This is a genomic window from Chromobacterium sp. ATCC 53434, from assembly GCF_002848345.1.
Classification (GTDB): Bacteria; Pseudomonadota; Gammaproteobacteria; order Burkholderiales; family Chromobacteriaceae; genus Chromobacterium.
In genome coordinates, this window is the sequence record NZ_CP025429.1 from 3,602,311 (window position 1) to 3,624,811 (window position 22,501).

Sequence of the window (22,501 nt, forward strand, 5' to 3'; positions counted from 1 at the left end):
CGCGCCAGCAGGGTAAGCTGGCGGCGACTGGTCCGCGGGTGCCGGGTGGACCAAGCAGGATGCCGTATCGCCGCGGGTGAGCGGCGCGACGGCGGGGAACGCTTTCCGTATAATCTCGTCAACAATTCTTTTACCGCAAACGCACATCACTGACAAATGCTGATTCATCCTCAGTTCGACCCGGTGGCCATCCACCTGGGCCCGCTGGCCGTCCACTGGTACGGCCTGATGTACCTGCTGGGCTTCGCCCTGTTCCTCACCATGGGCAAGTACCGCCTGAAAAACGGCAACGACGTGCTCGCCGTGCCGCAACTGGACGACATGCTGATGTACGGCGCCGTCGGCGTGGTGGTCGGCGGCCGCCTGGGCGAGGTCTTGTTCTACCAGCCCGGCTACTACTTCAGCCACCCGCTGGAAATCTTCATGGTCTGGAAGGGCGGCATGTCCTTCCACGGCGGCTTCCTCGGCGTGCTGATCGCGGTGGCGATCTATGGCCGCAAGGTGGGCCGCGGCTTCTGGCAGCTGACCGACTTCATCGCGCCGCTAGTGCCGCTGGGCCTGGCGGCCGGCCGCGTCGGCAACTTCATCAACGGCGAGCTGTGGGGCCGCGTCGCCAGTCCGGACCTGCCGTGGGCGATGCTGTTCCCGCAGGCGCGGATGGAGGACATCGCCGAGGCGCAGCAGTCGTCCGACCTGATGAACATGCTGGTGCAGTACGGCGGCCTGCTGCGCCATCCGTCGCAGCTGTACGAGTTCGCGCTCGAGGGCATCGTGCTGTTCGGCGCGCTGTGGCTCTACAGCGCCAAGCCGCGCGCCACCGGCAAGGTCTCGGCGGTCTTCCTGATAGGCTACGGCCTGGCCCGCTTCGTCAGCGAATACTTCCGCAATCCTGACGCCGGCATCTTCGGCAAGTCCGACGTGATCAGCATGGGCCAGTGGCTGAGCCTGCCGATGATCGTGATCGGCGTCGCGCTGCTGGTCTTCTTCGGTCGGCGCAAGCAGGGCTGAGCGTTTCAGGCGCAGAAGGCCGGGGCATCCCGGCCTTTTTTGCGCCCTGGAAACGGAAGACGCCCGCTTGAAAGAATTATTGGAATATGTAACTAATTTTTTATAATTTCTGGATATTAATGAAAGCCGGTACGATGGCGGCAATCGATTCCACTCGGCACACTACAAGGCTCGCCATGAACAAGACCCTCGCCGTCGCACTCGCCGTTGCCCTGACTTCCACCGCCGCCCTGGCCGACCGCCTGGACGACATCAAGAAAGCCGGCGTGCTGCGCGTCGCCGCCTTCGACAGCAACCCGCCGTTCGGCTTTCTCGACGCCAAGACCCGCCAGATTTCCGGCCTGGACGTCGACGTGGCCCAGCACATCGCCAAGAAGCTGGGCGTGAAGCTGCAACTGGTCCCGACCAATCCGGCCAACCGCGTGCCGCTGTTGGTGTCCGGCAAGGCCGACATCGTCGCCGCCAACTTCACCGTCACCGACGAGCGCAAGAAACAGGTGGACTTCAGCCTGCCCTACTTCGCCTCCGGCCAGCAGTTCATCGTCCGCAAGGGCGCGCTGCAGAAGCCGGAACAGCTGGCCGGCCTGCGCGTAGGCGTGGACAAGGGCACGACCCAGGAAGTGTATCTGCGCGAGAAATACCCGAAGACCACCGTCGTCGCCTATGACGACACCCCGCTGGCCTTCACCGCGCTGCGCAACGGCAATGTGCAGGCCATCACCCAGGACGGCTCCAAGCTGGCCGCGCTGTTGGCCAACGCGCCGGACAAGGCCAAGTACGAGCTGGCGCCGTTCACGCTGACCCGCGAATACCAGGCCGTCGGCCTGCCGAAGGGCGAGGCGCGGCTGACCAAGGTGGTCAACGAGACGCTGCGCGAGCTGGAAAAGAGCGGCGACGCGGCCAAGATCTACGACCATTGGTTCGGCCCGAAGACCAAGGCGCCGCTGCCGCGCGACTTCAAGATCGGCGACGCGGCCTGATCGCCGGCCCGTCCCGCTTCGCAACCGCCGGTTCCCGCCGGCGGTTTTGCCGTTTCGACGTTCGGTAGAAAGACACAAGCATGACCCCACCCGCCTGGCTCGGCCACAACTGGCTGGAGCCGCACTATCTCGTCTGGCTGGGCAAGGGCGCGCTGCTGACCGGCTGGCTGTCGCTGCTGGTCATCGCCGCCGCCAGCCTGCTCGGCGTCGCGTTGACCGCGCTGCTGGACGACGGTCCGCGGCCGCTGCGGCTGGCAACGCGGCTCTTCGTCGGCCTGCACCGCAACACGCCGCTGATGGTGCAGCTCTTGTTGTGGTACTTCGGCGTGTCCGGCCTGCTGCCGGACGAGGCGAAGATCTGGCTGAACACGCCGCGCGCGCTGGCGCTGCCGTTCGGCCTCGCGCTGCCCTGGCCGTCGTTCGAATTCCTGGCCGCCTTCACCGCGCTGACGCTGTACAGCGCCGCCTTCATCAGCGGCGAACTGCAGGCCGGCCTGAACGCGGTGCCCAAGGGCCAGCGGCTGGCGGCGCGCGCGCTGGGCATGAGCGGCTGGCAGGTGCTGGGCCTGGTGGTGCTGCCGCAGGCCTGGCAGCTGGTGAAGCGGCCGCTGGTCGGCCAGTACACCGCCATCGTCAAGAACACCTCGCTGACGATGGCGATAGGCCTGGCCGAGCTGTCTTACGCGTCGCGCCAGGTGGAAACCGAAACCCTGCTGGCCTTCCAGTCCTTCGCCGCCGCCACCGCGCTGTATCTGGCGCTGGTGCTGGTCACCCAGTTGCTGGCCCAGCGGCCGGAACCCGAATGGAGGACGCTGCGATGATCCCCCCGGTGATACTGGACAATCTCGACTACCTGCTGTGGGGCAATCTGTCCGGCGGCGAGCCGGGCGGCCTGCTGCTGACCGCGCTGCTCAGCCTGGCCGCCGCGCTGTTCGCCAGCGGACTTGGCCTGGGACTGGGCATTGCGCTGCTGATGGGCGGCACGGCGCTGCGGCACGCGGTGACGGCCGTCACCGCGGTGCTGCGCGCGATCCCGGTGCTGATGCTGATCTTCTGGTGCTATTTCCTGCTGCCGCTGCTGTTCGGCGTCGACATCCCCGGCCTCGCGACGGTGATCCTGGCGCTGGCGCTGATCCATTCCGCCTATCTGGGCCAGGCGGTGCTGGCCGGCCTGACGGCGGTGGGCCGCGGCCAATGGCACGCCGGGCTGGCGCTGGGCTTCACCCGCTGGCAGACGCTGCGCTGGCTGATCCTGCCGCAGGCGCTGCGCATCATGCTGCCGTCCTTCGTCAACCAGTGGGTGTCGCTGCTGAAGGACAGCTCGCTGGCCTATATCGTCGGCGTCGCCGAGTTCACCTTCGTCGCCACCCAGGTCAACAACCGCGAGCAGGTCTATCCGCTGGAAATCTTCAGCGCCATCGCCGTCGGCTATCTGCTGTTGTGCGGCCTGCTGCAACTGTTCGGCCACTGGGGCGCGCGGCGCTGGCGGCCGGTCCGCGCATGAAAAAAGCCCGCGCGTTCGCGCGGGCCGCTTTCGGTTCGAAATATCGCGCTCAATCGAGATATTTCTTGAAGAAGCTCTCCATCGCGCCGTAGGCGGCGAAGCGGTTTTCCTCGTTGTGGAAGCCGTGGCCCTCGTTGTCCTTGACGATGTATTCGACGTCGACGCCGCGTTTCTTCAAGGCGTCGACGATCTGGTTGGACTCGTCGATATTGACGCGCGGGTCCTTGGCGCCCTGCAGCACCAGCAGCGGCGCCTGGATGCGGTCTACATGGAAGACCGGCGAGCGCTCGCGCAGCAGCGCCTTGTCCTTGTCCGGATTGCCGACCATCTCGTACATCGAATCCAGGAACGGCTTCCAGTACGGCGGGATGGTCTTCATGAAGGTGAACAGATTGGACACGCCGACATAATCGACCGCGCAGCGGTACAGTTCCGGCGTCTTGGTGATGCCGGCCAGCGTCGCGTAGCCGCCGTAGCTGCCGCCGTAGATGCAGACTTTCTTCGGATCGGCCACGCCCTGCTTGACCAGCCAGTCCACGCCGTCGCTGACGTCGTCCTGCATCGTGCCGCCCCATTGTTTGAACGAGGCCTCCCAGAACTTGCGGCCGTAGCCGGTGGAGCCGCGGTAGTTCATCTGCAGCACCGCCCAGCCCCGGCTGGCGAAGAACTGCACCTCGGGGTTGAAGTGCCAGCTGTCGCGCGCCCACGGCCCGCCGTGCGGATTGATGATGACCGGCAGGTCCTTGGCGCTCTCCTTGCCGCGGGGCAAGGTCAGGTAGCCGTTGATGGTCAGGCCGTCGCGGCTCTGGTACTGGACCGGCTTCATCGCGGCCATCTGGTCTTCCGGCAGCCACGGCGTCACGTCGGCCAGCAGCGTCAGCTTGTCGCCGGCCTTGTCGTACAGATAGCGTTTGCCCTGGGTCTTGTCGTTCCACACCGCGACGACGAAACGGTCCTCGGCGCGGTCGCCGGACTGGATGTCCACCTGGTAGCCCGGGAAGCTGGCCTGCAGCTTCGCGTACAGCTCGCTCGACACCGGATCGAAGCACTGGCGTCCCGGCTTGTCGGTCTCGAAGTCCGCGCAGGTGATCACCTTGCGCTTGTGGGAATAGCCTAGACCGTCGACATCGACGTCGCCGCGGGCGTAGATCTCCTTCACTTCCTTGCCGGTCTTCGGGTCGTACTCGACGATGGCGCTCTTGTCGCGCCCCAGATTGCTGGAAGCGTAGAAGCGCTGGTTGTCGAAGGTGAAGAACAGCGGCGTGAAGTTCTCGCGGAATGTGGTGGTCAGCAGCTTGCGGAACTTGCCGCCGGGCTCGTCGCGGTACATCACGGTGTTGTTGACGCCGTCGGTCTCGACGGCGACGCGGATATTGCCGTCGTGGTCGGTCCCCCAGCTGGCCACCTTGCCCGGATTCTCCGCCTCCAGCTTCAACTCGCCGGTCTTCAGATTGACGCGGTAGACGTCGAAAATCTCCGGATTGCGCTTGTTCAAGCCAACCAGCAGCTCGTCGTCCCGGTCTATCAGTCCGTCGACGATTTCGGCGCGCACGCCGGGAAACGGCGTCAGGTCGCGGGTTTCGCCGCTGCTCAGATCGACGCTGTACAAGTGGAAGTTCTCGTCGCCGCCATTGTCCTTGGTGTAGACCAGCCTGTCGTTGCCCTTCCAGAAGTAGCCGGACAGATCGCGGTCCTTGATCGAGGTGACGCGCTGGTCCGGCTTGCCGGGGCGGCGCACGACGATGTTGCGGCGCGATTCCCACGGCGCGAGGAAGGCCACGCTGTCGCCGTTCGGCGAAACGGTGAAATTGCCCTGTTCCGGCGTGCGGAAAAAGTCGCGCAGCGGAATGTCGGCCGCCAGCGCCGGACCGGCCAGCAGCGTGGCCGCCAGCGCGGCGGTGATCGGTTTCTTCATGGTGTTCCCCTGGTTGGATGAGGCGGCCGCCGCTGGCCTTCACCGACGCGGCCCGACCGACGATCATAGTCCGCGCCGGACGCGGCCACAATATGCCGAAGGAATTTCCGGCGCTGGCGGCCAAGGCCGGTTGATACAATGAAGGAGAACCCGTCGCGCCGATGCCACAAGGAGGCCGCCATGCAAGGCTACCAGCTATCGTTCTTCACCCAGCAGGATCACCGCCACCACGGCGTGCCGCTGGCCGAGTGGATATTGCAGGAGGCGCGCCGCCTGGGCATAGGCGGCGCGACGCTGTTCTCCGCCAGCGAAGGTTTCGGCGGCGGCCGCCGCATCCACGCCGCCCGCTTCTTCGAACTGGCCGACCAGCCCGAAGAGGTAACCATGGCGCTGAGCGCCGCCGAGGCCGAGCTGCTGCTCGACCGGCTGCGCGGCGAAGGCGTCAAGGTGTTCTACACGAAGACGCCGGTGGAGTACGGCATGCTGGGCGACGATTGAGTCCCTGTCTCAGCGCGGCTGGATGAAGCTGATGTCGGCCAGCTTGGGCAAGGGGATCACCTGGGTGTCGACGCTGCCGAAATCGATCTCGGCCAGCTTCAAGCCGCAGTACTGCATGCTGTCGTAGGTGCGCAGGCCGATCTCCCCGCTGTTCAAGCCCTTGACCACCGCCCACTGGGTATAGTCCTGTTCGGCGCCGTCTCGGATCACGCCGCGCGGAATGTCCACCGCGTTCAGCAGATGGGTGGCCAGCGTGTAGGCCTGCGGCAGATCCGCCGGCGTATCGGCGTACTGCTTCAGATAGACGGTGCGCACGAAGCGCGCCGGCGGCGTCGCGTTGCCGGGCAGGCCGGCCAGGCCGCCGCCGTGTCCGGGCGCCGCCACCGACAGCGTGCCGATTTCCTGCGGCGCCGGATCGTTCGGCGTCAGGTTCAGATAATTGCCCAGATTGTCCAGATGCCACGGGAACCACGGCGCGTTGGTGCAGACGCCGACCGGGTTGTGGTAGATCTTCTGCTGGCCGTCCTGGAACTCCACCACCAGCGAGCGGCCGTCCTTGTCGACGATGGCCGCGTGCAGCGGCAGTTGCTTGGCCAACCAGTCCGGCAGCCAGAATTGCCGCGTCGGCAACAGCTCGCGCACATCGGCGACGCTGCCGCAGTGCGCCAGCACCCAATCGGCGAACAGCGGCGCCAGCACCGTGGTCTGCAGGCTGGAAAACTCCTGGTAGCGGGTCTGCGGCAGCCACAGCAGGCTGACGCTGAGGCCGGCCTCGTTCAAGCCGTCGGTGACGATGCGCTGCGAGATGCCCGGCAGCGGCAGATTGGTGGAGCTGACGCCGACATAGCCGTAACGCACCGACCAGCCCGCCGCGGTCTCCATCTTCTGGAATTCCGCGCCGGCCCAGACCGGCTGCTGGAACGTCTCGCCGCGACGCTGGATGTAGAAGGCCGGATCCAGCGGCCGGGCGAACTCCATCGAACGGCCGACCACCTGATTGCGATCAGCGGACTGCAGTTGAAAATGCGTGCACATGCGAGACCTCCATGGCAGGCCCGCCTCCAACCGCGCGCGGCGCCGCCGAATGGCGGCGAGACGGGACAGGCGCTAGCAAACCGCGCCGGGCCGCCAAGCGGTACTGGTCTTTGTGACGGCCGCCCGGTAGACCTGCTCAGACACTGACTTCGAAACCGGCGTCGCGGACCGCCGCCGCCAATTCCTCTGGCGACACCACCGCCGGGTCGTACTCTATGCGGGCGCGCTTCTCTTCCAGGCTGACTTCGGCGCCGCCGACGCCGGCCATGCCGGTCAGCAGTCCGGTGACGCTGCCGACGCAGCCGCCGCAGCTCATGCCGTCGATGTTCAGGATCAATTCCGTCATTGCGTTCTCCATTCGTTCAGATTGACTATCGGTCCGGCCGCTCAGCGCCAGCGGCGCAGCAGCAGGGAATTGGACACCACCGACACCGAGCTGGCCGCCATCGCGGCGCCGGCGATCACCGGATTCAGCAGGCCCAGCGCCGCCAGCGGGATGCCCAGCACGTTGTAGACGAAGGCGAAGCCCAGGTTCTGGCGTATCTTGGCCAGGCTGGCGCGGGACAGCCGGATCGCGTCCGCCGCGTGCGCCAGGTCGCCGTGCATCAGCGTGATGTCGGCGGCGGCGATGGCCACGTCGGAACCGGCGCCCATCGCCAGGCTGACATCGGCCGCCGCCAGCGCCGGCGCGTCGTTGACGCCGTCGCCCAGCATCGCCACCTTGCGGCCCTGCTCTTGCCAGTATTTGACCACATCGGCCTTGTCCTGCGGCTTCATGCCGGCGCGCCATTCGTCTATGCCGGCCTCGGCGGCGATGCTGCGCGCGGTGCTTTCGTGGTCTCCGGTCAACATCACCACCTGTATGCCCAGCCCCCGCAGCGCGGCGACCGCGCCCTTGGAACTGTCACGCAGCGGATCGGCCAGCGCCAGCAGGCCCAGCGGCTGGTCGTCCAGGCTGACCGCCACCACCGTGCACCCTTCCTGCGACCAGGCGGCCGCCTCGGGCGGCAGGTCCAGACCGACCCAGGACGGCACGCCCACCTTGACCGTGCCCACGCCCGGCAGCGCGGCTTCGACGCCGTTGCCGACGTCGGCGCGGAAGCGCTCGCAGGCCAGCAAAGGCAGTTCCAATGTTTTCGCCCGCTGCAGCAAGGCATGGGCCAGCGGATGCTCGGAACCGGCCTCGGCGCTGGCCGCCAGCCGGATCAAGCGGCTTTCGTCGCCGTCCAGCGCCAGCGCGTGGCGCAGCGTCGGCCGGCCCTCGGTCAGCGTGCCGGTCTTGTCCACCAGCAGCACGTCGACCTTGCCGGCCTGCTCCAGCGCCGCGGCGTTGCGGAACAGAATGCCGCGCCGCGCGCCGTTGCCGACGCCGACCATCACCGCCGTCGGCGTGGCCAGGCCCAGCGCGCACGGGCAGGCGATCACCAGCACCGCCACCGCGTGGATCAGCGCCGTCGTCCAGCTGCCGAGCAGCCAGCCGCTGAGCAGGAAAGTCAGCAAGGCCACCGCGCTGACCGCCGGCACGAATACCGCCGAAATGCGGTCGGCCAGCCGCTGTATCGGCGCCTTGCTGCCCTGGGCGGCCGCCACCATGCGCACGATCTCGGCCAGCTGGGTGTCGCCGCCGACGCCGGTGGCGCGCACCTTCAACATGCCGTCCTGATTGCGGGTGGCCGCGTAGACCTTGTCGCCGGCCCGCTTGGCCACCGGCCGGCTCTCGCCGCTCAGCATGCTCTCGTCCAGCCAGGCCTGGCCGTCCACCACCTCGCCGTCCACCGGCAGGCTGTCGCCGTGGCGCACGACGACGATGTCGCCGCGCCTCAGCTTGTCCACCGCCACCTCGACCAGCTCGCCGTCGCGCTCGACGCGGGCGGTCTTCGGCGCGAGCTTCACCAGCGCGGTGATCGCCGCCGAGGTCTTGCCCTTGGCCCCGGCCTCCAGCAGCTTGCCCAGCAGCACCAGCGTGATCACCGCCGCGCTGGCCTCGAAATACACATGCTGGCCGGGGATGTCCCACAAGGTCACCGCCGCCGACAGCAGCCAGGCCATGCTGGTGCCCAGCGCCACCAGCACATCCATATTGGCGACGCCGCCCCTCAAGGCCTGCCAGGCGCCGCGATAAAAACGCCAGCCGACGACGAACTGCACCGGCGTCGCCAGCGCCAGCTGCCACATCCTCGGCAGCCAGCCGTGGTGGCCGCCGGCGAACATCGTCGCCATCTCCACCATGAAGGGCAGCGTCAGCAGCGCCGACGCGGCGAACCAGGCGAGCTCGCGGCGATAGCGCGCCGCGGCCTCCGCCCCGCCGCCGCCATCCTCGCGCGGCGACGGCTCGAAACCGGCCTTGCGCACCGCGTCCAGCACCCGGTCGCGGTCCGCCAGGCCCGGCAGGAAATCCACCCGGGCCGATTCGGCGGCGAAATTAACGCTGGCCGCTACGCCGGGCAGCCGGCCCAGCGCTTTTTCCAGCCGGGCCGCGCAGGCGGCGCAGCTCATGCCGCCTATGTCCAGCTCCAGCGTCTGGCGCGGCACGTCGAAGCCGCAGCGGACGATGGCGTCCACCAATTGCCGCGGGTCGGTTTGATCGGGATCGTAGCGCAGTTGCGCGCTTTCATTGGCGAAACTGACCGTCGCCTCGACGCCGGCGATGCGGTTCAGCTGCTTCTCGATGCGGGACGCGCAGGCGGCGCAGCTCATGCCGGCCACCGGCAGCGTCAACAGGGATGGTGTCATCGCGTCCTCCTGCCTTCTTTATACCCCCATGGGGTATATAAGGCAAGCGCGGCAAGACCCCGGCCCCTTTACCGGCGGACGCGCCCGTGTTAACAAGACGGAAGACGACAACAACAAGGTAGTCCCATGCCCCTGAAACGCTATGGTGCCGACTGCGCGCTGCTGGTGGTCGATGTGCAGAACAGTTTCTGCCCCGGCGGCGAACTGGCGGTGCCGGGCGGCGACGAAGTGGTGCCGCTGATCAACCACCTGTCGCTGTTGTTCGAAAACGTGGTGCTGACCCAGGACTGGCATCCGGCCGGCCACGCGTCTTTCGCCAGCAGCCATCCCGGCGGCCAGCCGTTCCACAGCGTGACGCTGCCCTACGGCGCGCAGACACTGTGGCCGGACCACTGCGTCGCCGGCAGCCCAGGCGCAGCCTTCCACCCGGAACTGGAAACGGAGCATGCGCGGCTGGTGCTGCGCAAGGGCATCCACGCCGGGGTGGACAGCTATTCGGCCTTCGTCGAGGCCGACCGGACCACCGTCACCGGCCTGGCCGGCTATCTGAACGCGCTGGGCGTGAAGAAGGTGTGGCTGGCCGGGCTCGCCACCGACTTCTGCGTCGCCTGGAGCGCCATCGACGCCTGCGCTGCCGGCTTCGAGACCTTCGTCGTCGAGGACGCCTGTCGCGCGATAGACATCGACGGCTCGCTGGCCGAGGCCTGGATGCAGATGCGCCAGGCCGGCGTCATCCGGCTGCGCTCGGACGAGGTGTGACGCCGAAATGAAAACGGGGAGAACCGCTCTCCCCGTTTTGCCTTCCCCGCCAATGGATCAAATCCATCGCCGCTTCCAGAACCACCAGCTCATTCCGGCGGAAATGCCGCCCATCGCCAGCAGCACGATGAAGTAGCCGTAGTGCCACTTCAGCTCCGGCATGTACTCGAAATTCATGCCGTAGATGCCGGCGATCAGCGTCAGCGGCATGAAGATCATCGTGATCACCGTCAGCACCCGCATCTGCAGATTGAGCCGGTGCGACTGCGTGGACAGATACAGGTCCATCATGTCGCCGACCATCTCGCGGTTCATTTCCAGCGATTCCAGCACATGGACCACATGGTCGTAGGCGTCGCGCAGATAGATGCGGGTGTCTTCGCCGAAACGCTCCTCGTCGCCGCGGTTCAGCGACAGCAGCACTTCGCGCAGCGGCAGCAGCGCGCGCCTGAGCTTCAGGCAATCGCGCTTCAGCCGCTGGATCTGGCGCAGCACGCCGTTGTCGCGGCCGGCAGCAGCTGGCCGTCAGTGCGCTCCACCTTGTCGTTGAACTGGCCGAGCACGCCGAAGTAGTCGTCGATGATGGCGTCCAGCAGCGAATAGGCCAGATAGTCGGCGCCGCGCCGGCGCAAGGCGCCGCGGCCCTTGCGCAGCCGTTCGCGCACCTGCTCGAACACCCCGGTCGGCTTTTCCTGGAACGACAGCACGAAGCCGTCGCCCAGCACCAGATACATCTGATCCGACTGCAGCCGCCCGCCCTGCTGGTAATCGAACACGCGGCAGGCCAGGAACAGATAGTCGTCGTAGTCTTCCAGCTTAGGCCGCTGGCGGGCGTTGAGAATGTCTTCCTGCACCAGCGGGTGCAGGCCGAAACGCTCGCCTATCGCCTGGATGGCGGCGACGTCGCTGAGGCCGTAGACATTGAGCCACAGCACCTCGCCGCGGCGGCGGTAGTCCGCCAGGTCGACCAGCGGCAACTCGGCCAGTTCTATCGCCTCGTCGGCGCAGAAGTCGAACAGCGACAGCGCCGTGCCCTTGTGCTTGGGCTCGCCGACCGGCAGCAGCGTGCCGGCCTGTTCCCCCAGCGTCGGCAGCCTCTCCTTCAGTTCCGGATGGCGCATCACCGGCCTATTTCTGTACGATGTCGAGCTGGAAGCCGACATTCTTCCACTGGCCCACTTCCTGGCGGAAGCTGCTGGCCGACAGCGGATTGGCTTCCAGCCAGTCGCCGCTCAGCAACAGCGTGAAGCCGCGCGCGTGCTGTTTCAGGTCCAGCTCGGCCGGCAGCACGACATTGATGCGGCTGCGGTAGAACAGCACCGCCACCCGCAACGCCACCACCGCCTGCCACAACGCCGGCTGGCTGATGTATTGCGCCATCTTGCCCATGTCCCCGCGGTGGCCCAGCACGATGGCGGCCAGCGTGGCCTGTTCGCGCTTGGAGAAGCCCGGCATGTCCGCGTTCTGCAGAATGTAGGCGGAATGCTTGTGGTAGGCGGTATGGGCGATGGTCAGGCCGATCTCGTGCAGCTTGGCCGCCCAGCAGAGCCGCTTCAACATGTCCTGGTCGACGTCCTCGCCGGCCAACATCCGGTACAGCCGCTCGGCCAGCAGATTGACGCGCTCGGCCTGCTGCGTGTCCGCGTGGTAGCGGCGCTTGAACAAGGCCACCGTGCTGTCGCGCATGTCCTTCTCCCGCTGCCGGCCCAACAGATCGTATAGCACGCCGTCGCGCAGCGCGCCCTCGGTGACGATCATCTTTTCGACCTGCAGCTCTTCGAACACCGCGATCATGATGGCGAGGCCGCCGGCCAGCACCGGCGCGCGATCGGCCTTCAGGCCGTTCACCTTGATCGCGTCTATGCTGCCCTGCTCGATCAGAACCGCGCGCAGCTGCTCCATGCCGGACAGCGTGATGTCTGAGCGGCTCCAGTCGTTGATCTCCAGCACGTCCCGCAGTGAACGAGCCGTGCCGGAGGTGCCGACGGCGAGCTGCCACTCGCTGGGGCGGTATTCGTGGCGGATGCGCTGGATCTCGTTGCGCGCCGCCAGCACCGCGTCGCGGAAATTGCCGCGGGTCAGCTTGCCGTCCGGGAAGAAGCGCAGCGTGTAGCTGACGCAGCCCAGCGGCAGGCTTTCGGTGACCAGCGCCTTGTAATGGCTGCCGATGATGAATTCGGTGGAGCCGCCGCCGATGTCGACCACCATCCGGCGTTCCTTGGTGTCCGGCAGCGAATGGGCGGCGCCCAGATAGATCAGCCGCGCTTCCTCGCGTCCGGCGATCACCTCTATCGGGAAGCCCAGACGCTCCTCGGCCTCGGCGATGAAGCCGGCGGCGTTCTTGGCGACCCGCAGCGTATTGGTGCCGACGACGCGCACCTGGCCGGGCAGGAAGCCGCGCAGCCGTTCGCCGAAACGGGCGAGACAGGCCAGCGCGCGGGCCTGGGTGTCGTCGTCCAGATGTTTGTCGGCGGTCAGGCCGGCGCCGAGGCGCACGGTCTCCTTCATGACATCCAGCGTGTACAGCTGATCGTCCACCACGCGGGAAACCTGCAGCCGGAAGCTGTTGGAACCCAGATCGATGGTGGCCAGCACGGTGAGTGGGGGCGTGGCGTGTGTCAAAGACACCCCTTTTCTTGTTCGGTTGCGCCCGCGCGGGCGCCTCGGGGCGAACGTCGCCCGGCGCGCCCGGCAAGCAAAATGGCGGTAACCGCGAGATGTTACCGCCATTTTACGTCCAGCGTCATGTCCGGCTCGCCAGGCTAGCGTCCCAGCGACTCGCGCTTCTTGTCTTCCAGCGTGGTGTGGCGGATGTCCTTGCCCTTCACCAGGTAGACCACGTATTCGGAGATGTTCTTGGAGTGGTCGCCGATGCGCTCTATCGCCTTGGAGATGAACAGCGTGTCGATGGACATGCTGATGGTGCGCGGATCTTCCATCATGAAGGTGATCAACTGGCGCAACTCGGACGCGAAGTTCTCGTCCAGCCGCTGATCCTCCTCGGCCAGTTCCAGCGCGGCGCTGGTGTCCAGGCGGGCGAAGGCGTCCAGCGCGCGGCGCAGCATCGCCAGCGCCACTTCGGCCATTTTCTCGATCTCGCGAAAACGCGGCATCTGGAAGCGCTCGGACTGGTGGATGGTCTTGCCCATCCGCGCGATCTTGGCCGCCTCGTCGCCGATGCGCTCCAGGTCGGTGATGATCTTGATCACGGTGAAGACGATGCGCAGATCGCTGGCCGCCGGCTGGCGGCGGGCGATGATGTGCAGGCAGTCGTCGTCGATGCCGACCTCCATCGCGTTGACCAGCGCGTCCTCGGCCATCACCTTGTCCAGGCGGACGACGTCGCCGGCCATCAGCGCGTCGATGGCCGACAGGATCTGTTGCTCCACCAAGCCGCCCATTTGCAGCACCCGGGTCCGGATGGTTTCCAGTTCCAGGTCGAACTGCTTGGAAATGTGTTCTGCCATGTTTGCCTCGGGCTCTCGCGGAAAGGGTAGATTGTAAGACAGTGAGATGACAGTCGCGTGACATGCCATCTTTGCCCGGCCGCGTCCAGCCGGCCGGCCGGGCCGGATTTGCCTCAGCGCAGCACTTCGACGCCGCCCTGCTTGCCCAGCACCAGCACGTCGGCGCGGCGGCGGGCGAACAGGCCGCAGGTGACGACGCCGGCGATGTGGTTGATGGTTTCCTCCAGCGCCACCGGCTGCATGATCTGCAGGCCGTGGACGTCGAGGATCAGGTTGCCGTTGTCGGTGAACACGCCCTGGCGCAGCTCCGGATGGCCGCCCAGCTTGACCAGTTCGCGCGCGACGTAGCTGCGCGCCATCGGGATCACCTCGATCGGCAGCGGAAAGGCGCCCAGCATCGCCACATACTTGTTCTCGTCGGCGATGCAGATGAACTCGTCGGCGACGCCGGCGACGATCTTCTCGCGCGTCAGCGCCGCGCCGCCGCCCTTGATCATGTGCAGATGATGGTTGATCTCGTCGGCGCCGTCGATATAGACCGGCAGCTTCTCCACTTCGTTCAGGTCGAACACCGGGATATGGTGCGCCTTCAGACGGGCGGTGGACGCTTCGGAACTGGACACCGCGCCGCGGATGCGCCCCTTGATGCCGGCCAGTTCCTCAATGAACAGGTTGACGGTGCTGCCGGTGCCGACGCCGATGATGGCGTCCTCCGGCACGAATTCCAGCGCCTTCTGCGCAACGGCGAGTTTCAGTTGATCCTGAGTCAGCATATGGGGCCTCCTGGCATGGGTATGGATTCCGCCGGTCTCCGGCTGCGGCGGCGATGCGCGATTATCCCACAAGCGGCCGGCGCAGGCATGTCGCCAAGGATCAACAATCCAAGCGGCGGATGCGGAAGCCGCCGATCAAACCGCTGAGCCAAGGCGCACCGACGCAGGCAGTACGCATCGTACGACAAGGAGGCGCAGGATAAGGCACTCAAGCGGCGGATGCGGAAGCCGCTGATCAAACCGCTGAGCCAAGGCGCGCCGACGCAGGCAGTACACATCGTACGACAAGGAGGCGCAACGCAGGCTCAGCGGTTTCAGCAGCGGCGCTAGACAGGCATCAGCAGGCAGGCGGCCTGAGCCTCTATCGCCTCGCAGCGTCCGAGATAGCCCAGCTTCTCGTTGGTCTTGCCCTTGACGTTGACCGCGCCGACATCCAGCCCCAGGTCGGCGGCGATATTGGCGCGCATCGCGTCTATGTGCGGCGCCAGCTTGGGCCGCTGCGCGATCAGCGTGCTGTCCACATTGACCGGCCGCCAGCCGGCGGCGCGCACCCGCGCCGCGGCCTCGCGCAGCAGCGCGCGGCTGTCGGCGCCGCGGAACTCGGCCGCTGTGTCGGGGAAATGACGGCCGATGTCGCCGAGCGCCGCGGCGCCGAGCAGCGCGTCGGTGATCGCGTGCAGCAGCGCGTCGGCGTCGGAATGGCCGAGCAGGCCCTTCTCGTGCGGAATCTCCACCCCGCCGAGGATCAGCGGGCGGCCTTCCACCAGCTGGTGCACATCGTAGCCTTGTCCGATACGGAACATATGCGTCCTTCCGCCTTGCGGCGTTCAATCACTGCGCGTCGCGCGCGGCGAGTATCGCGCGCGCCAGCGCCAGGTCGCGCGGATAGGTGACCTTGAAATTCTGCGCGTCGCCCTCCACCAGCTGCGGCTTCAGCCCCAGCCGCTCGATGGCCGACGCCTCGTCGGTGATGTCGGCGCCGCCGCCGTCCAGCGCCCGGCCCAGCGTGCCGGCGCGGAACATCTGCGGCGTTTGCGCCAGCCACAGGCCGTTGCGCGGCACGGTGGCGCTGACCCGGCCGTCGCCGTCGGCGCGCTTGACGGTGTCCGGCACCGGCAAAGCCAGCAGGCCGCCGACCGGATGGTCGGCCAGCGTGGCGATCAGCCTCTCCGTCGCCGCCACCGACAGGCAACAGCGCGCGGCGTCGTGCACCAGCACCCAGTCGTCGTCGGCGCAGGCGAGCGCCGTCAGGCCGGCCGCGACGCTGTCGGCGCGGCTGGCGCCGCCGACGCGATGCACCGACAGCTTGGGCAGTTCCCAGGAGAAGTCGTCGAACCATTCGTCCTGCGGCGAGATCACCACCGCCACCTCGTCTATCGCCGGCACCGCCGCCAGCGTGGCCAGCGTGTGCCACATCAGCGGCTTGCCGTTCAGCTGCAGGTATTGCTTGGGACTGGGCGCGCCGAAGCGGCTGCCGGAGCCGGCGGCCGGCACCAGCGCGATCATTCTCGCCATTTCAGCCCTCCGCCGCTGCCGGCGCCTCCAGGCCGCGCCACAGGCACTGCCCCTTCACCGCCTTGTCCAGCGCGTCCAGATAGGCCTGATGCTCGGCCAGCTCGTCGGCGCTGGCGGCCAGCACCGTCAGCGGCTTGCGCTCGAACTGGATGGCGCCGGCGTCGCCGCCCGGCAACTCCACCTCGATGTCCATCGCCAGGCTTTCCTGCCCGCGCGTCATCCACAGATACACTTCGGACAGCAGTTCGCAGTCCACCAGCGCGCCGTGCAGGGTACGGTTGGAACGGTCGATCTCGAAGCGGTCGCACAGCGCGTCCAGGCTGTTGCGCTTGCCCGGGAACATGTCGCGCGCGTCGCGCAGCGTGTCGATCACGCCGCTGCACAGTTTGCCGATCGGCTCCATGCCCAGCTTGGCGAATTCGGCGTTGAGGAAGCCCACGTCGAACGGCGCGTTGTGGATGATCAGCTCGGCGCCGCGCAGGAAGTCGGCGATCTCCTGCGCCACCTGGCGGTACACCGGCTTGCCGGCGAGAAACTCCAGCGAAATGCCGTGCACCCGCTGCGCGTCCGGGTCGATGTCGCGTTCGGGATGGATGTAACAGTGCAAATGCTTGCCGGTCAGCTTGCGGCCTATCATTTCCAGGCCGGCGAATTCGATGATGCGGTGGCCCTGCTGCGGATCGAGACCGGTGGTTTCGGTATCGAGAATGATCATTCGGTTGGACGTCAAATGTAAATTCCAATCTATCCAATGCATACGCAACCGTCTCATTCTACCACTTGCGATGGCTGTCCATATCGCGGCGTCTCGGCAAGGCGCCGCTCCCCGCCGGGGAATGGGAATGACAATTTCGTAGAAGTCCGCGCGGCGGGACAGTCGCGGCGGGCGCGGTCCGGATTCCGCGACGGCCGGCCGGGCACGCGGCCTCGATGACCTTGCGATCAGCGCCTAATCGCGTTGCCGAAGCGTTCGCCTCCGCGGCGGCCAGGTTCGAGCGCGCCGCGATCCGGCATCCCGGCGATTCCCCTCCACGCCGCAAAATCCTGCGCCGGCCGATTCAATAAAAGACGATTTATTCTAGCACAAACCTTTTCTTGCCAATTACCTGACAGAAAGAACAGCTAGCATATTGCTCAGCCCTGCCTTTCAATAAGCGCCACGCTTCAGTACAAAACAATCAGGCGAATCGGAATGAAAGGAATCATTCCATTCCAGGCCAGGAAAAAACGGCTTCATTAAATCATCATTACAAAATCAGCCAATAAATCATTCGACCAATCAATCAGCCAATCACGACCTTAGAGCCTGTTTACGATCTTTTTACGAGCATCGCAGCCCAGCCAGCAGGTCAGATGCAAGGCGGAGGGCGTAGGCCTTGGTGATTCCAAGGTCCAGCCCGACAACGCCGCAGATGGCCTGCTGGCTGGGCTACCCTCCGATGCCGCAAAAAGATCGTAAACAGGCTCTTAGATTCAAATATCGACCGTAATTAAAGACATATCGATTACTGGATCCATTCTTTCGGACCATGCCATGAAAAAAACGACCAAGCTCGACAAACGCCTATCGACCGCCCCATTGCACAGCGGCAGCGAGCTGATTCGTCAGATCGCCGGCAGTCCGCAGCTGGCCACTTATATTCAGAAGCTGCCCGCCTACACGCTGAACAAACTGATAGAGACGGTGGGGCTGGAAGACAGCCAGGAAATATTGGCCCTGGTCAGCGCGGAGCAATTGAAAGAGGTGCTCGACATCTCGCTATGGCATGGCCAGGGCCTGGGGCAAAGGGAAGAGCTCGACATCGACCAGTTCATGCGCTGGATCGAGACGCTGCGCGAAGATGAAGACATGCTCGCGCCCCGACTGATCGCCCTCGGCGAGGATTTCATCGTGGTATGCCTGGCCAGATTGATATCGGTGGTGGACAGGACGGTCGCGACGCCGGAAGACGACGGCGGGATTTCCATCGACAATTATCAGGTCTTCCCCAAGATCGAAAAGCACTGGCACGTGGTTGTCGAGATGCTGCTGAACCTGTCGCGGCATGCCGCCGACTTCCTGCTCCGCGCGCTGGCGAGATGCGACTTCACCCCCAGCGTCGGCCGACAGAACCAGGAGGAGGAGGGAGAGGAAACGGCGCTGCTGGAAGAGGACCTCACCGGCGAACGCGTCGACGCGCGCTCGGCTTCCGGCTACGTCGATCCGGTCAGCGCGACGCTGTTCCTGATGTCGGCGAAGACACAGCCGCTGGCGTCCCTGCTCAGCCAGCGACACTACGACGTCAACACGGCCGATTTCCTCGAAAAGCAGCGCCAGCGGCTGGCGCTTGCGTTCCGGCCGCCGTCTCCGGCGCCCGACGCGGGCAGCCCTCCCCCGCTGCTCGCGGCCGCAAGCCCGGCGCCCGACCATCCGCAGCCAAGCGAGGCGGAAAGCCGCGAGGCGTTCGCGGCCCTTGACGCCATTCTCCGCAACGCCGGCGTCTTCCCGTCCGAGCAATCGGCAACGCGGCTGCTGACCAGCGATGCCGAACCGCAGCGCTCGCCCTCGTCCTCCTTGCTGACAACGGCCTTGTCGCGCCTTCGGCCGGACATCGCCTCCGAGAGGATGGCGGAGCTGGCTTATCTGTCCAATATCATGATGTCGGGCGCCACCGTCCAGGGGAAAACGATCACGGAAATGGAGGCGGCTCAAATCGTCAGCGCGACCGGCAATCTCGGCGCCTGCTATTTGGCCGAACAATGGGGGGAGGATGCCGCCGGCGCCGGCGCCCGACTACAGCGCGAGCTGGAAAAAGCGCCCGGCGTCGTGCGTCTGTTCCAGATCGGCTATCAGCTGCTTTGCTCGATTCCGGTCCGCTGCGCCGAAGCCATCATTCGCTCCGCGCCGCAAAAACAAGCGTTGCTGGACGAATTCGACTACGAGTACGAGGAAGAGATCGCCGCCCCGTACGACATCATGAAACTGGTAAGGGAAAACCGCTACGGCGAAGCGAAAATGCTGACCGACAATCTGCCGGCCGAATTTCACGGCTCGACCATCGCCGTCCTTCGGACCCTGATCGATGCGACGCCCTGCTTTCCCCACGTGCTAGAAGCGCAGGCGGGATCGAAGAACATTTATGTAAAGAAGGGCTATCGCCATATTTCGACGATGGAGGACATCGCGAAAATCCACGCCTTTCTGCTACGGCTGTAGCCATCCCGGAGCGACCCGGCCAGCCTCGCTTCGCGGCGGCCGGGCCCAAGGCTCAGCCGCTTCCGATCGACAGGGACGGCGAGGCGAGAACCAGGCTGGTATTGATTCCGCCGAAGCCGAATGAATTGCTCATCGCGATCCGGACTCCGATGTCTCGGCTATCGGGCCCCAGCAGCGCGCACGCATGCTCGATCGGCTCCGTCAAATTCAGGTTCCCGTGCAGGAAACCGGCATTGATCTGAACCAAGCAAGCCAGCGCCTCCACCACGCCCGCCGACCACAGGCAATGCCCGCTGATGCTTTTGGTCGAGTTGACCAGCACATTCGGTCCATGGGCGCCGAATGCCCGCTCAATGGCTTTCAGCTCGGTGATGTCGCCCAGACTGGAGCTGCTGCCGTGGGCATTCACGTACTCGACGGCGTCGACGGGCACCCCGGCGTTGGCCAGCGCGCGCCGCATAACGCCGGCCTCGCCGGCGACCGACGGATTGGCGCCGCGGTTGCCGTCTAGCGACATCGCCCCGCCGAGAACGCGCCCCAGCGCCGGCGCGCCGCGGGCGAGCGCGTGGGACTCGGCCTCCAGCACCAGGCACGCGCTTGCCTGCCCGGGAATGAAGCCGTTGTGGCGCCGATCGAAGGGGCGGCAGGCCCGCTCGGGCTCGTCCAGATAGGCCTCGCCGCCAAGGGCGCCCAGATTGGCGAATGCCTGCAACTGGAACGGGGACAGCTCGGCCAGCGCGCCGACCACGACGCAGACGTCGGCGTCTCCGCTGCGGATCAGCCTCAAGCCGTTCAGTATCGCGACGTTTCCGGAGGCGGAGGCCCCGCCGACCGCATAGCCCTCCCCCTGCATGCCGAACACCTCGCTGACGCAGCCGATCAGATCGGAATCGAGCATCTGGATGGCGGCGGACGGACTCAGATAGGCGGGTTCCTCGGCAAAGCGCTCCGACCAGCCGGCTTCAAACGCGTGCGACAGATTCTGTCCGCCGACCACCAGGGCCGTGCGCTCGCCGCCGGCTGGAAAGCCCGCCTGGCACCACGCCTGCGCGACGGCCAGCAAGCCGGCCTGCGCCACCCGCGTCGATCGGCCGCCGACTTTTCGCAGGCGGGCCGCCAGCGACGGCTCGGCCTGCAAGGCCGATGGCAGATGCTCGTCCAGGCGGAAAGGCTCCAGTTCCGCCATCACATAAGCGGGGCGCGACGACGGCGCGGCGCGCACCGCGCTGAAACGGCCGCGTCCATTGCGCAGGGCATCGGTGAAGCGCTCCACGCCGATGCCCGCCCCGCCGACAATGCCCATTCCTGTGACCACCGCATGGCGGCCGCCAGACGGCCGGCCTCCGCTGGCCGTCAAGCCCGAACCTCGGTCTTGCCGTGGAGGATATCGACCAGCCCGCCGATATTCTTCGCCTCCCGCAATTCCAGCGCGGAAGCCTTCACCCGCAATGCCGCCATGCTGCTGACGACGATCTCGGCCCTGTCGACCGAATTGGCGCCCAGCTCGCTCAAACTGCGTTCCGGCGTCACCAGCGAGGCGTCCAGATCCGGCAGCGTATCCAGGATTACCTCTTTCACCGCGGCAAATACGTCATCTTTGGTCATACCCAGCGTTCCTTGCGTGAAGATAATTGACATACGGCAACGTCCTCGCCCGCCATTCAACCGCTTGGCGCCACGGATGCCACCGCTCTCTTTCGACATAACGAGCTTTGAACCGACAATGCCAGGACCAACAAGGTCAGCACCGTCAAACCGATGAATACTTCGCGCAAGGCATCGACTTGATGCTGCGCCAGCGCGCGCGCGGCGCCCTCATGGATGAAGACGCGCCACGACCAGATGATGCCCACCAGGGCCACGCCTATGGTCTGGCCCATCAGCCGCGTCATCGCCAGCAAGCCGGACACGATGCCGGCATGCCCGGCCTCGGCCGCGGACATGATCAAGGCGTTGTTCGGCGACTGGAACAAACCCAGTCCCAGGCCGACGAGGACAAACTTGCAGGCGAATTCCAGCGATGTGGAGTGCGTGGACAGGGTTGAGGCGGCAACGAAGCCGATCGCCATGATGATCAGGCCGACGGCGATGACGCGGTGCGCGCCGAAACGGTCCGCCATGATGCCGGAAACCGGCGCGGCCATCGTCAGCACCAGCGGCGTGATGGCAAGCAGCAAGCCCGTTTTGGCGACCGCGAAGCCCAGCACGTTCTGCAGGTAGAACGGCAGCAGCAACAAAGTCGCGGCGATGCTGACCGAGCTGAGAAACGCCGCCAGCAAGTTCAGGCTGAGGACGGCGTTGCCGAATAAGCGCGCCTCTACGATGGGATGCCCGCTGCGGCGTTCAATCCAGACAAACACCAGCCACATCAGAACGGCGGCGAGCCAGATTCCGCCGCCGCCAAGCGCATCGAGAAATCCCAGCTCTCCGGGTGAAAGCGCAAGCAGCGATAGCGTCAATGCCGCGACCAGCGCCGCCGTTCCAGCCAGATCAAACGGCGGACGCTCGCTTGGCCGGTCTCGATTGAGGTGCTTGAACGCCACGGTGGCGGCACCGACGCACAGCGGGATATTGAGCCAGAAAATGGAGTGCCAGCCCAGCACGGCAATCAGCGCGCCCCCCGCGCTGGGCCCGATGATCACCCCCAGGGCGACCACGGCGCCCATGATGCCGAATGCCCGCCCGCGCTCGCCGGCCGGCACCAGCTCGGTCACCAGCGCCGGGCCGAGCGCCAGGATGATGGCCGCGCCAACACCCTGCACGACGCGGCTGAGCAACAGGCTGGCTATCGATGCCGGCATCGCGCAAGCTGCCGATCCGACGCCGAAAATCACGATCCCCGCCACATAGATGTTTCTTTTCCCCACCACGTCGGCCAGGCGTCCCATCGGCAGCACCAGGGCCGTCAGCGCCAACATGTACGAGAGCACGACCCAGCGGGCCAAACCGAAATCGACATGGTAGGCCTGCGCGATGGTCGGAAGCGCGATGTTCACGGCGCTGCTGTCCAGCATGGCCATGAAGAGGCAGATCAGCACTGCCGCCATTCCCCCCCGCTTATGGCCAGATACCTTGCTGTCGCTATCCATATTGCCTCCTGAAACCCGGCGACGCCGGG

General features: G+C 66.0%; 22 protein-coding genes. 7 read left to right on the forward strand and 15 right to left on the reverse strand.

The genetic code is table 11. The features are described from left to right. Positions 1-156: 156 nt before the first annotated feature. The 4 genes from lgt to CXB49_RS15945 all read left to right on the forward strand — a co-directional run bounded on the left by lgt (position 157) and on the right by CXB49_RS15945 (position 3,492). Positions 157-1,008, forward strand: a complete 852-nt coding sequence (lgt, locus tag CXB49_RS15930) for a prolipoprotein diacylglyceryl transferase (protein ID WP_101709312.1) — start codon at positions 157-159, stop codon at positions 1,006-1,008. A gap of 176 nt (positions 1,009-1,184) precedes the next feature. Then, entirely contained in the window at positions 1,185-1,988 is an 804-nt protein-coding gene (locus CXB49_RS15935) for an ABC transporter substrate-binding protein (RefSeq protein WP_233492830.1), read from the forward strand. 80 nt (positions 1,989-2,068) lie between these two features. Next, the gene (locus CXB49_RS15940; protein ID WP_101709314.1) at positions 2,069-2,809 is read left to right on the forward strand and encodes an amino acid ABC transporter permease; all 741 of its coding nucleotides are present in this window, start codon (positions 2,069-2,071) and stop codon (positions 2,807-2,809) included. Beyond that, positions 2,806-3,492: an amino acid ABC transporter permease gene (locus CXB49_RS15945; RefSeq protein WP_101710732.1), complete on the forward strand. Its 687-nt coding sequence runs from the start codon at positions 2,806-2,808 to the stop codon at positions 3,490-3,492. Before CXB49_RS15940 ends, CXB49_RS15945 begins: the two co-directional genes overlap by 4 nt. Before the next feature lie 49 nt (positions 3,493-3,541). On the opposite strand, the gene CXB49_RS15950 is transcribed toward CXB49_RS15945, so the two are convergent. Then, complete coding sequence (locus CXB49_RS15950) at positions 3,542-5,407, reverse strand: S9 family peptidase (RefSeq protein ID WP_101709315.1); 1,866 nt, start codon at positions 5,405-5,407, stop codon at positions 3,542-3,544. 180 nt (positions 5,408-5,587) lie between these two features. On the opposite strand from CXB49_RS15950, the gene CXB49_RS15955 reads away from it, so the two are divergent. Beyond that, a complete protein-coding gene (locus CXB49_RS15955) occupies positions 5,588-5,905 on the forward strand; it encodes a DUF190 domain-containing protein (protein ID WP_101710733.1) in 318 nt (105 codons plus the stop codon). A 9-nt stretch (positions 5,906-5,914) separates the two neighbouring features. On the opposite strand, the gene CXB49_RS15960 is transcribed toward CXB49_RS15955, so the two are convergent. From CXB49_RS15960 to CXB49_RS15970, 3 genes are all read right to left on the reverse strand, one after another. Further along, entirely contained in the window at positions 5,915-6,940 is a 1,026-nt protein-coding gene (locus CXB49_RS15960; RefSeq protein ID WP_101709316.1) for a linear amide C-N hydrolase, read from the reverse strand. A 136-nt stretch (positions 6,941-7,076) separates the two neighbouring features. After that, positions 7,077-7,286, reverse strand: coding sequence for a heavy-metal-associated domain-containing protein (locus CXB49_RS15965; protein ID WP_101709317.1), 210 nt, complete (start codon positions 7,284-7,286; stop codon positions 7,077-7,079). Between the two features lie 41 nt (positions 7,287-7,327). Next, the gene (locus tag CXB49_RS15970) at positions 7,328-9,673 is read right to left on the reverse strand and encodes a heavy metal translocating P-type ATPase (protein WP_101709318.1); all 2,346 of its coding nucleotides are present in this window, start codon (positions 9,671-9,673) and stop codon (positions 7,328-7,330) included. A gap of 126 nt (positions 9,674-9,799) precedes the next feature. Here CXB49_RS15970 and pncA point away from each other — a divergent pair, with 126 nt between their 5' ends. Beyond that, a complete protein-coding gene (gene pncA / locus CXB49_RS15975) occupies positions 9,800-10,432 on the forward strand; it encodes a bifunctional nicotinamidase/pyrazinamidase (RefSeq protein ID WP_101709319.1) in 633 nt (210 codons plus the stop codon). A gap of 57 nt (positions 10,433-10,489) precedes the next feature. Here pncA and CXB49_RS24295 read toward each other — a convergent pair whose 3' ends face one another. From CXB49_RS24295 to dnaQ, 8 genes are all read right to left on the reverse strand, one after another. Beyond that, positions 10,490-10,927 (reverse strand): CorA family divalent cation transporter, encoded by a 438-nt coding sequence (locus tag CXB49_RS24295; protein ID WP_255409572.1) that lies wholly within the window; start codon positions 10,925-10,927, stop codon positions 10,490-10,492. Beyond that, positions 10,903-11,553 carry a CorA family divalent cation transporter gene (locus CXB49_RS24300; RefSeq protein WP_255409573.1) on the reverse strand — a complete coding sequence of 217 codons (651 nt, stop codon included), beginning with the start codon at positions 11,551-11,553 and terminating at the stop codon, positions 10,903-10,905. The genes CXB49_RS24295 and CXB49_RS24300 overlap by 25 nt, the downstream gene beginning before the upstream one ends. A gap of 7 nt (positions 11,554-11,560) precedes the next feature. Continuing rightward, the gene (gene ppx / locus CXB49_RS15985; RefSeq protein WP_233493106.1) at positions 11,561-13,054 is read right to left on the reverse strand and encodes an exopolyphosphatase; all 1,494 of its coding nucleotides are present in this window, start codon (positions 13,052-13,054) and stop codon (positions 11,561-11,563) included. Positions 13,055-13,194: 140 nt separating this feature from the next. After that, positions 13,195-13,899: a phosphate signaling complex protein PhoU gene (gene phoU, locus CXB49_RS15990; protein WP_101709321.1), complete on the reverse strand. Its 705-nt coding sequence runs from the start codon at positions 13,897-13,899 to the stop codon at positions 13,195-13,197. A 113-nt stretch (positions 13,900-14,012) separates the two neighbouring features. After that, on the reverse strand, positions 14,013-14,672 hold the full coding sequence (gene rpiA / locus CXB49_RS15995) for a ribose-5-phosphate isomerase RpiA (RefSeq protein WP_101709322.1): 660 nt from the start codon (positions 14,670-14,672) through the stop codon (positions 14,013-14,015). Between the two features lie 326 nt (positions 14,673-14,998). Then, the gene (gene ispF / locus CXB49_RS16000) at positions 14,999-15,475 is read right to left on the reverse strand and encodes a 2-C-methyl-D-erythritol 2,4-cyclodiphosphate synthase (protein ID WP_101709323.1); all 477 of its coding nucleotides are present in this window, start codon (positions 15,473-15,475) and stop codon (positions 14,999-15,001) included. 28 nt (positions 15,476-15,503) lie between these two features. Further along, positions 15,504-16,187: a 2-C-methyl-D-erythritol 4-phosphate cytidylyltransferase gene (gene ispD, locus CXB49_RS16005; protein WP_101709324.1), complete on the reverse strand. Its 684-nt coding sequence runs from the start codon at positions 16,185-16,187 to the stop codon at positions 15,504-15,506. Position 16,188: 1 nt separating this feature from the next. Further along, positions 16,189-16,902, reverse strand: coding sequence for a DNA polymerase III subunit epsilon (dnaQ, locus tag CXB49_RS16010; RefSeq protein ID WP_101709325.1), 714 nt, complete (start codon positions 16,900-16,902; stop codon positions 16,189-16,191). Between the two features lie 819 nt (positions 16,903-17,721). On the opposite strand from dnaQ, the gene CXB49_RS16015 reads away from it, so the two are divergent. Next, the gene (locus tag CXB49_RS16015; protein WP_101709326.1) at positions 17,722-19,383 is read left to right on the forward strand and encodes a DUF6178 family protein; all 1,662 of its coding nucleotides are present in this window, start codon (positions 17,722-17,724) and stop codon (positions 19,381-19,383) included. Between the two features lie 52 nt (positions 19,384-19,435). On the opposite strand, the gene CXB49_RS16020 is transcribed toward CXB49_RS16015, so the two are convergent. From CXB49_RS16020 to CXB49_RS16030, 3 genes are read right to left on the reverse strand one after another with little or no spacing between them, the layout of a single operon-like run. Beyond that, the gene (locus CXB49_RS16020; RefSeq protein WP_255409614.1) at positions 19,436-20,698 is read right to left on the reverse strand and encodes a beta-ketoacyl synthase N-terminal-like domain-containing protein; all 1,263 of its coding nucleotides are present in this window, start codon (positions 20,696-20,698) and stop codon (positions 19,436-19,438) included. 38 nt (positions 20,699-20,736) lie between these two features. Then, positions 20,737-20,988, reverse strand: coding sequence for a phosphopantetheine-binding protein (locus CXB49_RS16025; protein ID WP_101709328.1), 252 nt, complete (start codon positions 20,986-20,988; stop codon positions 20,737-20,739). A gap of 56 nt (positions 20,989-21,044) precedes the next feature. Next, positions 21,045-22,472 carry an MFS transporter gene (locus tag CXB49_RS16030; protein ID WP_158300905.1) on the reverse strand — a complete coding sequence of 476 codons (1,428 nt, stop codon included), beginning with the start codon at positions 22,470-22,472 and terminating at the stop codon, positions 21,045-21,047. Between the last annotated feature and the right edge of the window lie 29 nt (positions 22,473-22,501).